Below are 13,953 nucleotides of genomic sequence, written 5' to 3'. Positions count from 1 at the left end.
TAAATTCTTACTCATGAAAGAACTATATAGGTTCTCTTAATTGTATAGCAATTTTGAAAGGGTTTACATAAAGGGGTGGAACTGCGTATGAATATGTACCTTTTAATGATTACATTATTATCAATTGTAATTGTTATTTTAGGGGTATCTTGGTGGAGATGGCATGCGTTTATTAGTTTAACGATTGCAAGTTTGTTTTTAGCAATTATGTCTGGGATGCCAATGGATAAAATAGTGAGTGCTTATGAAACGGGAGTCGGCAGTGTTCTCGGGCATTTAGTAGGTATTTTAGTATTAGGTACAATTTTAGGGAAAATGATGGCAGAGTCAGGTGCTGGAATGCAAGTGGCAGAGTTCTTTATTAAATCCTTTGGGATAAAAAACTTACCATGGGCGATGTTAATTGCAGGTTTTATTATTGGAATCCCGGTGTTTTTTGAAGTAGGCATTTTAATATTACTGCCGTTAGTAATTTCAATTCATAAAACAACGAAACAAAATATTTTATTGATAGCATTACCAGCAATTGCTGGGCTATCTGTCGTACACGGCCTTGTTCCTCCGCATCCAGGGGCCATAGTTGCAATTGGTATTTATAAAGCGAATCTTGGGAAGGTACTAATGTATTCACTCATTATTACATTTTTTGCAGCGATTATTGCAGGTCCTATATTTGCGAAATGGATTCACAAACGTGTAATTCCTGAAAATGAGCCGGAATTGATTCGTGTAAATACAAAATCAACGAAATTACCAGGAATAGGAGTTTCATTTTTAGTTATATTGTTACCTGTTATGTTAATGGTTTTAGCTGCAGCAGCTCCTTATGTGCCTCTTTCTAATACTTTGATGAAGATTGTCACATTAATCGGTAGTCCTATAATTGCACTATTGATTGCATGTTTTGCGGCGTTCTATTTTCTTGGATTTCGTCAAGGTATCGATAAAAAAGCTATTAAGAAGATAACAGAAGATAGCTTATTACCAATTGGTTCAATTGTTGCGATTATTGGTGCTGGTGGGGGATTTAAGCAAATTCTCATCGATAGTGGGGTAGGGAATGCTATTGCTCAAATGTCTGAGCATTTAGCTCTATCTCCAATTGTATTAGCATTTATAGTAGCTGGGTTAATTCGAATTGCGACAGGGTCAGCGACAGTCGCTTTAACAACAGCAGCCGGTATCGTTTCGCCAATCGTTGAAAATACGACAGGTGTGAACTTAGAGTTACTCGTTATTGCAACAGGTGCAGGAGCGTTAATGTTTTCTCACGTAAACGATGCTGGGTTCTGGATGGTAAAAGAATACCTAGGCTTAACAGTGAAAGAAACATTTAAAACATGGACAGTATTAGAAACGTTACTTTCATTTATCGCTTTTGGAGGCGTTTTACTACTCGATATGTTTGTTTAAGATAAAGATGTTTCTATTTAGATAATTGTGGCTTACAACGTTATCAATAGATAAAAGGAATGTATTTTTATGGTGGGATACTGTAGCAATTTTTTGTTAGGAGGAAGAAATGGTGAGCTCAAAATATATGATTGGTGTAGATATTGGGACAACTAGTACAAAATCAGTTCTATTTTCTACTGATGGATCTGTTATTGCTAGTCATGGAATTGAATATCCTTTATATTCTCCTACACCTGAAACAGCAGAACAAGACCCAGAAGAAATCTTTCATGCAGTAATAAATACGATTAAAGAAACTGTACGAATAAGTAGTGTACAGCCGAATGATATTCTTTGTGTCTCTTTTAGTTCGGCAATGCATAGTATCATTGCTGTAGATGAAAAAGGAGAGCTATTAACGAGATGTATCACTTGGGCAGATAATAGAAGTGCAAGCTGGGCGGAGAAAATAAAGAATGATATGAATGGTCATGAAATTTACCTTCGTACTGGGACACCAATTCATCCGATGTCACCACTTTCGAAATTAGTTTGGCTACAGAATGAGCAGGCAGAGTTATTCGCAAAAAGTTATAAATTCATTTCTATTAAAGAATATGTTTTTTACAAGTTATATAAAGAATATGTAATTGATTATTCTATAGCATCAGCGACAGGAATGTTCAATTTAAAATCTTTAAAATGGGATGAAGAGGCTTTACATGTAGCGGGAATTACAGATAAAAAGCTTTCAAAGCTTGTTCCAACAACGCACAGTTTAACAAGATTAGATGAAGAGCTTGCCAAAGAGATGAATGTACTTGTTTCTACGCCTTTTGTAGTAGGAGCGAGTGATGGAGTCCTATCCAATTTAGGTGTAAATGCAATAGATCCTGGCGTTGTGGCTGTTACAATTGGTACAAGCGGTGCGATACGTGCTGTAACAAATCGTCCTGTAACAGATCCAAAAGGTAGAATTTTTTGTTATGCGTTAACTGAAGACCATTGGGTAATCGGTGGTCCAGTTAATAACGGTGGTATGATTTTCAGATGGGCTCGTGACCAATTGGGCACTTCAGAGATTGAACTTGCAAAGCGCTTAGGAAAAGATCCATATGAGGTGCTTACTGAAATAGCAGCAAAAGTGAATCCTGGATCTGACGGTTTATTATTTCACCCGTATTTAGCAGGGGAAAGAGCTCCTTTATGGAATGCAAATGCACGAGGATCTTTCTTTGGACTCGGATTGCATCATAAGAAAGAACATCTTATCCGTGCTGTTTTAGAGGGGGTAATTTATAATTTATATACAGTTCTTCTCGCTTTAAAAGAACTAATTGGCGAACCGAAAAAAATTCAAGCGACAGGCGGTTTTGCAAGGTCGGAACTTTGGAGACAGATGATGGCGGATATTTTCCATCAAGACGTATATGTTCCTGAAAGTTTCGAAAGCTCTTGCTTAGGAGCTGCAATCCTCGGTTTATATAGTTTAGGTGAAATAGATACATTATCCGTAGTTTCTGAAATGGTAGGTGCAGATTTTCATCATGAGCCAAACATGGAAAGTGTGGAGAAATATAAAGATTTAACGCCAATCTATATTCGTCTGTCCCGTCAATTGGAAGAAGAATATGAAAGTATAGCAGCGTATCAAAAAAAGTGGGTTTAAAAGTTATTTACCAATAAAATATGGTAACGTATAAAGAGGTACTCCGATTTTTTTGGATACTCTTTCAACATAAAATATTTTAAGAAGTATGATGAACGAAAAATATAGGGAGAGAGGGTTATGAAAATGAAGGATAACAAAGAGTTTATCGGATATGTTGGGACTTACACGAAAGAAAATAGCAAAGGAATATATAAGTTTATTTTAGACACGGAAGCAAAAAAAATTGGTAATGTAACACTTGCTGCTAAGCTGGATAACCCTACATATGTAACGATTAACCGAAATAATGAATATCTCTATTCTGTTGTTAAGGAAGGCGAATCTGGCGGTGTAGCTGCTTATTCCATTGATAGTCATACTGGAGAACTAAAAGCGAAAAATAGACAAGTAGTAGAAGGGGCTTCTCCTTGTCATATTAGTGTTGATAGTGGAAATCATACAGTAGTTACAGCAAATTACCATAAAGGAACGATTGAGTCTTTTGAAATAAATGAAGAAAATGGAACTGTAAATCCTGCTTCATCTATTATGGCACATGAAGGTTCAGGTCCGAATAAAGAAAGACAAGAAAAACCACATGCACATTACGCGGGGTACACTCCTGATGAAAAATATGTAGTGGGCGTTGATTTAGGGATAGATAAAATAATTACGTATGAAGTAAGAGATAGTACATTAATAGAAGTGAATAGCCTGTCTGTGAATCCGGGAAGTGGACCAAGACACATTGCTTTTCATCCAAATGGAAAATACGCTTATGTAATGACGGAGCTTAGTTCAGAGGTTATTGCGCTAACATATAACTCGGAAGAAGGATCCTTTACAGAATTACAGTATATTTCTACTCTTCCAGAACAATTTGATGAAAATAGTCAAGGCAGTGCTATCCATATTTCTTCTGACGGCCGCTTTGTATATGCAGGTAATCGTGGTCATAATAGTATCGCTGTTTATAGCGTAGATCAAAATTCAGGTCAGCTTACATTTGTTGAACACACATCTACAGAAGGAAATTGGCCAAGAGACTTTGTATTAGATCCTACTGAAAAGTTCCTTGTTGCTACAAATGAAAAGTCACATAATCTTGTGTTATTTTCAAGAGATGAATCTACAGGTAAGTTAACACTTTTACAATCTGATGTTGTTGTGCCAGAGCCTGTTTGTGTGAAGTTTTTAAATATATAATTTCAGATGCCTAAACAAAAGCAAAGCGATATCGCTTTGCTTTTTATTATTTCTTTTTCGGTCTACGTACTAATTCGCCGCCGCAGTTTGGACAAACGTTATGTCTTTCTTCTGTACATGGTGCGCAAAATGTACATTCATATACACAAATGTATGCTTCAGAATCTTGTTCGAGCGATTGATCGCAAATTTGACAGTTTGTTTTCATTTCTAGTGCCATAATAAGTCTCCTTTTTAGTTAGAAAATTTATAATTTAATTATAATTCATTAAATAGAAATAGTCCTTTTCAATTGAAAGGAAATCGAATGATAAAGTTATGAATTGAAACGAAAGATGCTGGTTTATTTTAAAATTGATTATTTATTACAGTTGGAATATTATGAAATAGTCAAAAGACAACAGGGGGTATAGATTTTGACTAATCATAACGATCATTTAAAAGCAAACTGCGAAAAATGCTTCGGTCTATGTTGCGTTGCATTACCGTTCGCAGCATCGGTAGATTTTGCAGTGAATAAAGATGGTGGTAAACCATGTTCCAACTTACAATCAGATTTTAAATGTAGTATACATAAAAATCTTAGAGGAAAAGGTTATAAAGGTTGTACAGTATTTGAGTGTTTCGGTGCTGGACAGAAGATTTCTCAGGGTACGTTTAAAGGGATTGATTGGCGGAAAGATGCAAAGCATGCAAGAAAAATGTACGATGCTTTTCCAGTTATGCATCAACTTCATGAAATGCTTTGGTATTTGAATGAGGCGATTCTTTTAAAGGCAACACAGCCAATTCATAAAGAGCTGGAGACCGCAATTGAGGAGACAGAGCGACTTTCGAATTTAAATCCAGATGAGTTAATGAAAATAAATGTTCCAATGCATAGGGCAGAGGTGAACATTCTTCTTTTAGAAACGAGCGAATTAGTATGGAAGGAAATGAATACTGCACGTAAGAAACGAATCATTCACCGCGGAGCAGATCTTATGGGAGCAAATTTGAAAAAGAAAAATTTACAAGGTGCAAATTTAAGGGGTGCTTACTTAATTGCGGCTAACTTAAATGGAGCAAATTTAAGAGGAGCAGATCTTATCGGAGCAGATTTAAGAGATGCAGATATTCGCGGGGCTGATTTTACAAATAGTATTTTTCTGACGCAAGTTCAAATTAACGCAGCGAAAGGGAATAAGCATACGAAATTACCGAAAATGTTATCCCGTCCATCGCATTGGAGTGCGTAAAGAGTGAGGAGTGTTTAGTGTGGATATATTTCAGTATTTAGAAGAGATGCAAGAGGATGTCTTTTCGTTAGCAGTAGAGCAAATAGAAGCGAAGTATTTTGAAATTTGTAGCATGTTAGCGTCTGCAGAATATGCAGAACGAATTAAAGCAATTGATTTAGAGTCATATAAGGAAAGTATTCGAGTAGGTTTGGATTCAGCTGTAGAAATGGCTACTAATGAAGAATCAAAAGCGATTTATTTTGAGTATGACCTTGATAACGAATGGGATAGTCAGTTTTATATTTGTGAGGAATATATTCCACTTGAAGAAGAGGACGATGATTGGGCATCTGAATGGACATATAATATTGAGGGGCCGGGGTCTGTAGAATTAGCAGATATGTATAATGGAAATGGCTTTGACACAAGTGAAAAAGCAGTCGGTGTAACTTTATATTTAATTGCTAAAACGCTGTGTAGTTTTATAAGTGTACGTAGTGAAGTGCAAAGTAATATACCGATTTGTATTGGTTTTCACGATCAAGATCCAATAATGCGAACAGGCAGAGACTAAAAATCTCTGCCTGCTTTTTATTTCTTTTCAAAAGTAGTAATGAAAACGCTACATATAATAAGAATACCGCCAATAAAAAAGTTACTATTTAATGTCTCATTTAATAAGAGCCAGCCAAGTAATGATCCAACAATAGGTTGGAAGAAGAAAAATAAGGAACCGATGCTTGCATCTATTAATTCTAATCCTTTATTCCAAAGGAAAAAGGCACCTGCTGTTGAAACAATACCTAAGTATAATACGCCTAATATTACGTACGTATTTACTGTTCCGATAGAGGATGTTTGTAGTTCCCATATCATAAAGGGTGTAATAAAAAAGAGTGAAAAGAATATGGCATACGTTGTAATAACTAAGGATGAGAATTGGATTGAAGCGATCTTTACATAAATAGATAGTAAAGCCCACGTAATAGCGGCTCCAACTAAAATGATTGTTCCGATAAAATAGGAGCCAATTTCAATATCCCACCCGATTACGATAATGACGCCGATTGTCGCTATTATAGTAGATAAAAGTCTACGAGCGGTTAGTTTTTCTTTCAAAATGAGCGCTGCAAATATAACCATAAATGCAGGTGTAGCTGATGTAACTAACGAGCCTGTATGAGCGTCGGATAATTTTGTTCCGATAAATTGGCATGTGATCGAAATGAAATAGCCGATAAATCCAATCCAAGCGAATAGGAGCCAATCTTTTTTGCGAATGGTTACTTTTTTCTTTTGCTTTTTCTCAGCTAGTTTCAAAATGCCATACAAAACAACAAAAGCAATGATAAAGCGTAGCCAAACGAGTGTTAGTGGTGGGATAAAATCGAGTACGTATTTGCTAACAACATACATACCACCCCATATACTTGCTGCTAGTGATAAACATATAGCTCCTAAAATTGTTTGTTTCATGTAAAGTACCTCCGTCTATTTTTAGGGTATTATGAGTTCCCTAAGACGAGGCGTAGTGTATGTGTTATATGATTGCCCGTCTTAGTTTATAGACGGGCTACAGGTTGATCGTTTTCGAATGAAGTGTTGTAGTACATGCGTGCATTCCTCCTCTTTAAGTTATAATGATATTATAACTTAATTTTCTGATTATTGGAGGTTGTTATGAAATATATCGTTATAAAATCACATGTTAGCAATTATCCTAATCCAATTCGCTTAGAAGAGGGGGATGTAGTGAAAATGATAGAGAGTTACGCTGGTCCGGAAAACTGGGAAAACTGGATGTTTTGTCACGAAGAGAAATATGACCGGAAAGGATGGGTTCCGGAGCAAATTATAAAAAAAGATATGAATGGAACAGGAATTATTATAAAACAATATACTGCGAAAGAATTAAATGTGAGTATTGGAGAAAGAGTGATTGGATTAGAAGAATTGAATGGATGGGTTTGGGGCGAAGGAAGAGATGGTGAGAAGGGCTGGGTACCAAAGGAAAACTTACAAAAATATTAATAATATTTGATCAATAATTAGGAAACATATTTTTGCTTATGAGTATATTGGTTGTAGGATAAAAAGTAGATTAATAGAGAAAGAGGAGGAGATTATTATAACTACAACCGTTATTTCGCATTTTTACAATGAAGAATATTTATTGCCATGGTGGCTTATGCATCATACGAAACTTTTTGATCATGGTATTTTAATTAATAAAGGTTCAACAGATCGTTCCGTTGAGATTTGTAAAAAATTCGCACCGCATTGGGAAGTGCGAGATTCTGTAAATCCAGAGTTTGATGCATATGCGACAGATCATGAAGTGATGAGGATAGAACAAGAAGTACAAGGATGGAAAATGATTTTAAATACGACTGAGTTTCTTTGCATGCAAGATAAAAATCAGTTTTGGAAATCACTAGATGAATTGGGAGGTAGGATGTATTGGCTAGAAGGGCTTATTATGGTCGATGATCCTAACTATAATTATCCGGAACTTAACTTTGGAATACCTTTAATGAAACAGCGATTTCATGGTTATTTACCAGAGGAGTGGAGACTATGGAGAAGGGGAAGATTTATTCATAATCATGAGCATGGAAGTTATACGGTTGGAAGACATTTATCTGCGCATGAATCGATGATTTATCCACCTCTTGCCTGTATATTATGGTTTGGGTTTAGTCCGTGGAATGATGCGATGAGAAAGAGAAAGTTACAAATTGGTCCGACTCTTTCTGAAGCTAGTAAGCATGGAGGAATGGGTACGCATCATATTGTTACGCCGGAAAGATTAGAAGAATGGTATAAGGAATTAGCGAGAGGAACGAAGGATTTACGTTTTAATGATGCATATCGTTATGTTTTTGTATAAATGATTTCCACCATAAAATTGTTTCTTCTATTCCTGTATTTAGATCGTATGTTGGTTTCCAGTTTACTTCAGTTTTTAAACGTTCTACATTAACCCCGACAAATAAAGGTTCATCTTTAGAGAAAGGGATTGCACCTAGTTTAATTAAATGTTCTTTTCCTATCTTTTTAGCAATGATAGAAGCTAACTCTTTAATTTGTACAGATTGACCAGAAGCGATATTGATGGTGCCTGTAACGCCGTGTTCTAATATTGTTACGAGAGCGTCAGCGACGTCACTCACATGGAGGAAATCTCTCGATTGTTTTCCATGTGTACATAGTGCTTCTTCGTTTTTTAATAAGGAAGTGATAATGTTAGAAACGAGCCGATTACCTTGTTCGTGAGGTCCATACATATGAAAAATGCGGCCCCAACACATGCTGAGGCCTGTTTGTTGTGCATACGTTTCTAGCCAGGAGTGCAGTGCATTTTTACATAAAGAATACGGGGTTTTATAGGAAAGGAGCGGTGAATCTTCAAATAATACGCCGTTAAACCATTCGTATTCTGCGCCAGTACCTGCAACGACAACACGCTTTCCGCCGCATGTTGTAAAGTGCTGAATCAATGAAATACTAGACTTTAGCCAATAGTAATTATTAATAGATACATAGCATGCTGGTGGCACTGCTTCCCAAGCAAGGTGAATGAGATGGCTAGGCTGAACGTCGTAAATGAATTGTTTTACTTCGTCATTGCGGAGCAAGTTTACTTTATGCCAGTGGCAAGGGAGGTGAGAGGGTTTATTTTTATTATACGTGGCGTGCACTTCGTATCCCTTTTGTATAAGTGAATGTACAACATATTTACCTATCCAGCCACTACCACCTGTTACAACAACTTTCTTCATGGCTCAATCACCTCAACTTCTGGAACTGTCACTAAAAATTTACCGCCCCATTCACGAATGAAAGAGCATTCTTTTATAATTTCGTCTTTCAAATTCCAAGGAAGTATGAGAATGTAATCCGGTTTTGTACGTTTAATTTCTGCTGGAGATTTTATTGGAATACGAGTTCCTGGTAAAAGGAGATTTTGTTTGTGAGGATTTTTATCTACTGTATAAGCTAGAAATTCTTTACCTATCCCGCAATAATTCAAAAGGGTGTTTCCTTTAGCTGGAGCACCGTAACCGATAATTTGTTTGTTTAAAGCTTTTGCTTTGATAAAAAACTTTAAAATATTTATTTTCAATTGTTCCACTCGTTTAGAAAAAAGGAGATAGCAATCTAATGTATCGAGTCCGTGATTGACTTCTTTTTGGAGTAAGTTTGTAACGTTGGAATGGATAGTGGATTGGGAACTTAGATGGTTTACAAAAATACGTAATGAACCACCATGTGTTGAAAGCTCTTCTACATCAACAATTTGTAAATGATGATGAGCTAAAATTTTTTGAAGGCTTATAAGTGAGAAGTAGGAGAAGTGTTCATGGTAGATGGTATCAAATTGGTTAAAGGATATAAGGTTTAATAAGTGCGGGAATTCGATTGTTATCGTGCCATCACGTTTTAATAGTGTTTTTAAACCAGCAACAAAATCATGCAAGTTTGGAACATGTGCTAATACGTTATTTGCGACGATTAAATCAGCTTGTGGCAATTTTTTTGCTAAGTCATTACTGAAAAAATTCACATGAGTAGGAATTCCTTTTTTGATAGCAATTTCTGCTACGTTTTTCGCGGGTTCAATTCCCAATGTCTCGATATTTTCTTTTTTAAAGTATTGTAATAAGTACCCATCGTTACTTGCGATTTCAATCACTTTTGAATGTTTCGTTAAGTTGAAACGCTTAATCGCCATTTCTACATATTGTTTAGCGTGTAGTAGCCAACTTGAGGAGTAAGAGCTGAAGTATAAATAGTTATGAAAAATATTTTGCGGGGATTCAAATTCATCTAGCTGTACGAGTAAACAAGAGTGACAAACAAATGTGTGCAGCGGATAAAAAGGTTCCATTTTATATGAGCTTTCAGGAGCTACAAATGAATTAGCGAGAGGGGAAACGCCCAAATCTAAAAAAGTGTTGGTTAGTAATGAGTGGCAAAAACGGCATTTTTTCTGTTCCATTTTATAGCCCCTTTATAAATTTTTGAATGCATCGATTTGTTGTCGTGTGAAAGATTCTATATTTTCACCAGATGCATATTTTTTGTACCAATCAACAGTCCAAGCGATAGAATCATCTGTTGATAACTTAGGAGTCCAGCCGAGTTTGTTTACTGCTTTTGTACTATTGAGTGTTAAAACAGGTGATTCATAAGGAGTATTTGTAGAGGAGGAAATGATTGTTAGTGGGTTATTCCATAATTTTATTACAGATTCAATGACATCATGAACGGTTCTGTTAGGTTCATTCATTGGGCCGAAATTCCACGCTTCTGCATATTTAGCATCATTCCAAAGTTTCTCAGCTAAAAGGATATAGCCATGTAGAGGATCTAAAACATGTTGCCACGGACGGACGGCATATTTGTTTCGAATACACAAAGTATGATTGTGCAAATATGCCCGAATGATATCAGGGAATAATCGATCTTCTGCCCAATCACCACCGCCGATGACGTTACCAGCTCTGACTGAGGCGAGTTTCTGGGTATTAGTGCGGAAGAATGATTTTTGATAGGATGTTGCCACTATTTCAGCGCAAGCTTTACTAGCGCTATAAGGGTCGAAACCTCCTAGTCGGTCATTTTCCACGAACGCTCGGTCGCCACTACCGTCATTCTCATAACATTTATCGCTTGTCACATTAATAATGGCACGTACGCTTTCGACGGACTTTGCTGCTTCTAGCACGTGAACAGTACCTAAAACATTCGTTTTGAATGTATCGATAGGGTTTTTGTATGAAGCGGTTACGATTGGCTGAGCTGCTAAATGAAATATTATGTCAGGTTTATGCTGTTTCATGGCATGAAATAAAGAATGGTAATCTGTAATATCGCCTTTCATTGTCGTGCACTCTTTTGCTACGTTACCTTGTTCGAAAATGTTAGGAATGGATGGGGGATGAGAAGAAAAGCCTACTACTTCTGCACCTAAAGAACTTAAGAAAAGGGTGAGCCAGGAGCCTTTAAATCCAGTATGTCCCGTAATAAATACTTTTTTCTTATTCCAAAAAGATGATGAAGCCATATTACCAAACCTTCCACGGAGCGTTATTACTTTCCCATAGCTCGACTAATTTATTTTTATCGCGCAATGTATCCATCGGATGCCAAAAACCAGAATGTTGATATGCGGCCAATTCATTTTTATTTACTAACTGAACTAAAGAGTCTGTTTCAAAAACAGACTTATCTCCACTAATGTAATTGAAAACTTCAGGATTTAAAATGAAAAATCCACCGTTAACACATCCGCCATCACCTAATGGTTTTTCTTGAAAAGATGTTACAGACTGTTTATCTAATATGAGAGAACCGAATCTACCAGGAGGTTGTACGGCAGTAACAGTAGCCATTTTTCCATGTTTTTTATGGAATGTAATAAGTTCTTTTATATTTACATTACTTAATCCATCACCATAAGTGAGGCAGAAAGGTTCGTCTCCGACATAATTTTGAATCTTTTTCACTCGGCCACCCGTTTCGGTATTTACACCAGTATCGATTAGTGTAACTTTCCATGGTTCTACACGATGAGAATGGCTAGTAATTGTATTATCGTTTAACTGTATTGTGAAATCAGACATGTGTAAGTTGTAATTTAGAAAGAACTCTTTAATTGCATATCCTTTATAGCCTAAGCAAATAATAAACTCAGTAATCCCGTAATGACTATACAAACTCATAATGTGCCATAGAATGGGTTTTGTTCCAATTTCAATCATAGGTTTCGGTTTTAAATGTGTTTCTTCCCCAATTCTTGTACCGTACCCACCAGCAAGAATAACAGCTTTCATTTTTTCCTCCTAAAATAAAAATTTATTATTTATACAGTATTCATGTTTTATGCAAATGAGATTGTTTTTGATTAAGTGAATGAAAATGTTTGAGGTGATGACGATGCAGAAAATATTACGGTTTGAATTTTGGAAATAATTCTTGATATTCAGGGTTATGACGGAGGTCTTGTGTTAGGTTACTAAGCTCTAAAAAACGTATGTCCAGTACTTCAGGAGATTGACCGTAATGTGTTTGAAGTCCCATTTGAACACCCCTTTTTGAAAGGGTAGGTGTAATTTGTAATTTTCTTGCCTTTGATTGTTCATTCCAAGGGCTAAAATAAAATTTTAAAATAAATGAAGGATAGTCATAAATTATATATCCGTGCCGCGAATGATGTCTACCAGGTAAATATGCACCGTCTAGATGATTGTGAATAAATCTCCAAGCACATCCGAGATTTGGGTTATAAGGGAAGACACCGTGGTATCGCTGTTCTACTAAGGGGATAGAATATCTAGGCTTTGAATAATTATAATTATGATTATCTATCATTAAAATCATTCTAATCGCATACATGTTTTGGCCTAGTGTATGAAGAGATGAAAAAAATTCTTCAGTATTATTACAACAAAAGAATTCAGTAGTATTTAAAACGATTTTCCAACCTGAAACTTCTCTTTCAATTTCCATCACTTCAATATCAGTATTAGTTGGATCAAACTCAAGAAATCTTGAATTTCGTACCTCCCAGTGGGGTGCTAATAGTTTACAAATCTCTACGGAACGATCTGTAGACCCTCTATTAATTAAAATGCCGTGATCGAATATTTTCGTGTGATGCATAAGCCACCATGGAAGTAGGTATTCTTCATTATAAAAATGAGAAATGATTGTCTTTTTCATATTAATTCCCTCCTATACAAGCAATCATTATTAGTAGGATATGCTTTTAAATAAGAAAGGTTAAAAGTGGCAGACAATGTAGTGATTAGGTAGTAGTTTAGTAATTTTATTGTATAAGTGTAGATTACTCGTATTGAATCATCATATGAGGAGATTGGAATTTTGTATAAATTGTGAATAATAAACCGTCACGTTTGACTGTACAGTTTATGTGTTGTATGATGTAAGTAATATAAACAAGGGGGGAAGATCGTTGGGAAGGTGTATCGAATCGGACAGTTGGCTCTCATGGCTCACGTGTCGAAACGAACGATTGATTATTATACGAATCTAGGTATCTTAAAAGCGGAGCGATCTCAATCTAATTATCGCTATTACGACGAAACAGCATTTGAGACATTACAATTTATTGAGAAGTGCAAAGAAATGCATATGCCGCTTTGTGAGATTAAAGAGAAAATCGAGGAGAAGAAGAAGCTGCTCGGTATCAATGAACACGTTTCGAAACAAGTGAATGAAGTGACAGACCATATTCATCAATTAGAAGTGGAGCTTACTGAGTTAAAGCCGCTTTTAGATGAATTGACTGATTCACAACGTGAAAAAATATCGAAATCTTTATCAGGTCAAACGACAGCTTTAATACAGACACTTGCTCTATTATTATAGAATAAGTGAAATCCGACCTCTTTAATTTTTGTATCGGGCTATGTTTTCTAACAAACAAATAAGAAAACATTATAGTATACAGGA

General features: G+C 35.9%; 15 protein-coding genes. 8 read left to right on the top strand and 7 right to left on the bottom strand.

All coding sequences use genetic code 11. The annotated features are described in order from the left end of the window. Positions 1 to 87: 87 nt before the first annotated feature. From gntP to ES895_RS19690, 3 genes are all read left to right on the top strand, one after another. Positions 88 to 1,413: a gluconate permease GntP gene (gene gntP, locus ES895_RS19700; RefSeq protein ID WP_001057623.1), complete on the top strand. Its 1,326-nt coding sequence runs from the start codon at positions 88 to 90 to the stop codon at positions 1,411 to 1,413. A gap of 109 nt (positions 1,414 to 1,522) precedes the next feature. Then, positions 1,523 to 3,064, top strand: a complete 1,542-nt coding sequence (gene gntK / locus ES895_RS19695) for a gluconokinase (RefSeq protein ID WP_135238579.1) — start codon at positions 1,523 to 1,525, stop codon at positions 3,062 to 3,064. A gap of 120 nt (positions 3,065 to 3,184) precedes the next feature. Beyond that, the gene (locus ES895_RS19690; protein WP_135238578.1) at positions 3,185 to 4,252 is read left to right on the top strand and encodes a lactonase family protein; all 1,068 of its coding nucleotides are present in this window, start codon (positions 3,185 to 3,187) and stop codon (positions 4,250 to 4,252) included. Between the two features lie 46 nt (positions 4,253 to 4,298). Here the strand turns inward: ES895_RS19690 and ES895_RS19685 are convergent, their stop codons facing one another. Continuing rightward, on the bottom strand, positions 4,299 to 4,472 hold the full coding sequence (locus tag ES895_RS19685) for a DUF1272 domain-containing protein (protein ID WP_001162788.1): 174 nt from the start codon (positions 4,470 to 4,472) through the stop codon (positions 4,299 to 4,301). A gap of 196 nt (positions 4,473 to 4,668) precedes the next feature. Here ES895_RS19685 and ES895_RS19680 point away from each other — a divergent pair, with 196 nt between their 5' ends. After that, on the top strand, positions 4,669 to 5,490 hold the full coding sequence (locus ES895_RS19680; RefSeq protein ID WP_000181432.1) for a pentapeptide repeat-containing protein: 822 nt from the start codon (positions 4,669 to 4,671) through the stop codon (positions 5,488 to 5,490). A 19-nt stretch (positions 5,491 to 5,509) separates the two neighbouring features. Continuing rightward, entirely contained in the window at positions 5,510 to 6,046 is a 537-nt protein-coding gene (locus tag ES895_RS19675) for a hypothetical protein (RefSeq protein WP_000350930.1), read from the top strand. A 17-nt stretch (positions 6,047 to 6,063) separates the two neighbouring features. Here ES895_RS19675 and ES895_RS19670 read toward each other — a convergent pair whose 3' ends face one another. Then, positions 6,064 to 6,948, bottom strand: a complete 885-nt coding sequence (locus tag ES895_RS19670; RefSeq protein ID WP_000814735.1) for a DMT family transporter — start codon at positions 6,946 to 6,948, stop codon at positions 6,064 to 6,066. 204 nt (positions 6,949 to 7,152) lie between these two features. On the opposite strand from ES895_RS19670, the gene ES895_RS19665 reads away from it, so the two are divergent. Together ES895_RS19665 and ES895_RS19660 are read left to right on the top strand one after the other, a co-directional pair. Continuing rightward, the gene (locus tag ES895_RS19665) at positions 7,153 to 7,503 is read left to right on the top strand and encodes an SH3 domain-containing protein (protein ID WP_000875283.1); all 351 of its coding nucleotides are present in this window, start codon (positions 7,153 to 7,155) and stop codon (positions 7,501 to 7,503) included. A 58-nt stretch (positions 7,504 to 7,561) separates the two neighbouring features. Next, positions 7,562 to 8,362 (top strand): glycosyltransferase family 2 protein, encoded by an 801-nt coding sequence (locus ES895_RS19660; RefSeq protein ID WP_071686365.1) that lies wholly within the window; start codon positions 7,562 to 7,564, stop codon positions 8,360 to 8,362. Here ES895_RS19660 and ES895_RS19655 read toward each other — a convergent pair. From ES895_RS19655 to ES895_RS19635, 5 genes are all read right to left on the bottom strand, one after another. Then, positions 8,331 to 9,254 carry an NAD-dependent epimerase/dehydratase family protein gene (locus ES895_RS19655; protein WP_000758371.1) on the bottom strand — a complete coding sequence of 308 codons (924 nt, stop codon included), beginning with the start codon at positions 9,252 to 9,254 and terminating at the stop codon, positions 8,331 to 8,333. The genes ES895_RS19660 and ES895_RS19655 overlap by 32 nt on opposite strands. Continuing rightward, positions 9,251 to 10,474, bottom strand: coding sequence for a class I SAM-dependent methyltransferase (locus ES895_RS19650; RefSeq protein WP_000435771.1), 1,224 nt, complete (start codon positions 10,472 to 10,474; stop codon positions 9,251 to 9,253). Before ES895_RS19650 ends, ES895_RS19655 begins: the two co-directional genes overlap by 4 nt. A 12-nt stretch (positions 10,475 to 10,486) precedes the next feature. Further along, the gene (gene rfbG / locus ES895_RS19645; protein WP_000168658.1) at positions 10,487 to 11,542 is read right to left on the bottom strand and encodes a CDP-glucose 4,6-dehydratase; all 1,056 of its coding nucleotides are present in this window, start codon (positions 11,540 to 11,542) and stop codon (positions 10,487 to 10,489) included. Between the two features lies 1 nt (position 11,543). Further along, the gene (gene rfbF, locus ES895_RS19640) at positions 11,544 to 12,311 is read right to left on the bottom strand and encodes a glucose-1-phosphate cytidylyltransferase (protein WP_087964993.1); all 768 of its coding nucleotides are present in this window, start codon (positions 12,309 to 12,311) and stop codon (positions 11,544 to 11,546) included. Between the two features lie 115 nt (positions 12,312 to 12,426). Then, on the bottom strand, positions 12,427 to 13,200 hold the full coding sequence (locus tag ES895_RS19635) for a glycosyltransferase family 2 protein (protein ID WP_000750973.1): 774 nt from the start codon (positions 13,198 to 13,200) through the stop codon (positions 12,427 to 12,429). Positions 13,201 to 13,461: 261 nt separating this feature from the next. On the opposite strand from ES895_RS19635, the gene ES895_RS19630 reads away from it, so the two are divergent. Then, the gene (locus ES895_RS19630) at positions 13,462 to 13,869 is read left to right on the top strand and encodes a MerR family transcriptional regulator (RefSeq protein ID WP_000285634.1); all 408 of its coding nucleotides are present in this window, start codon (positions 13,462 to 13,464) and stop codon (positions 13,867 to 13,869) included. Positions 13,870 to 13,953: the final 84 nt, after the last annotated feature.

Origin of the sequence: Bacillus sp. 007/AIA-02/001 (genome assembly GCF_004634455.1) — a bacterium.
Taxonomy (GTDB): Bacteria; Bacillota; Bacilli; order Bacillales; family Bacillaceae_G; genus Bacillus_A; species Bacillus_A cereus.
The sequence above is the reverse complement of the archived record's forward strand: the minus strand, read 5'-3'. Positions and strand labels throughout refer to the sequence as shown.

Coding starts and splice junctions, on each gene's coding strand:
- ES895_RS19665 (WP_000875283.1), top strand. CDS start 7,153: ATGAAATATATCGTTATAAAATCACATGTTAGCAATTATCCTAATCCA.
- ES895_RS19690 (WP_135238578.1), top strand. CDS start 3,185: ATGAAAATGAAGGATAACAAAGAGTTTATCGGATATGTTGGGACTTAC.
- gntP (WP_001057623.1), top strand. CDS start 88: ATGAATATGTACCTTTTAATGATTACATTATTATCAATTGTAATTGTT.
- ES895_RS19635 (WP_000750973.1), bottom strand. CDS start 13,200: ATGAAAAAGACAATCATTTCTCATTTTTATAATGAAGAATACCTACTT.
- ES895_RS19685 (WP_001162788.1), bottom strand. CDS start 4,472: ATGGCACTAGAAATGAAAACAAACTGTCAAATTTGCGATCAATCGCTC.
- ES895_RS19670 (WP_000814735.1), bottom strand. CDS start 6,948: ATGAAACAAACAATTTTAGGAGCTATATGTTTATCACTAGCAGCAAGT.
- rfbF (WP_087964993.1), bottom strand. CDS start 12,311: ATGAAAGCTGTTATTCTTGCTGGTGGGTACGGTACAAGAATTGGGGAA.
- ES895_RS19655 (WP_000758371.1), bottom strand. CDS start 9,254: ATGAAGAAAGTTGTTGTAACAGGTGGTAGTGGCTGGATAGGTAAATAT.
- gntK (WP_135238579.1), top strand. CDS start 1,523: ATGGTGAGCTCAAAATATATGATTGGTGTAGATATTGGGACAACTAGT.
- rfbG (WP_000168658.1), bottom strand. CDS start 11,542: ATGGCTTCATCATCTTTTTGGAATAAGAAAAAAGTATTTATTACGGGA.
- ES895_RS19650 (WP_000435771.1), bottom strand. CDS start 10,474: ATGGAACAGAAAAAATGCCGTTTTTGCCACTCATTACTAACCAACACT.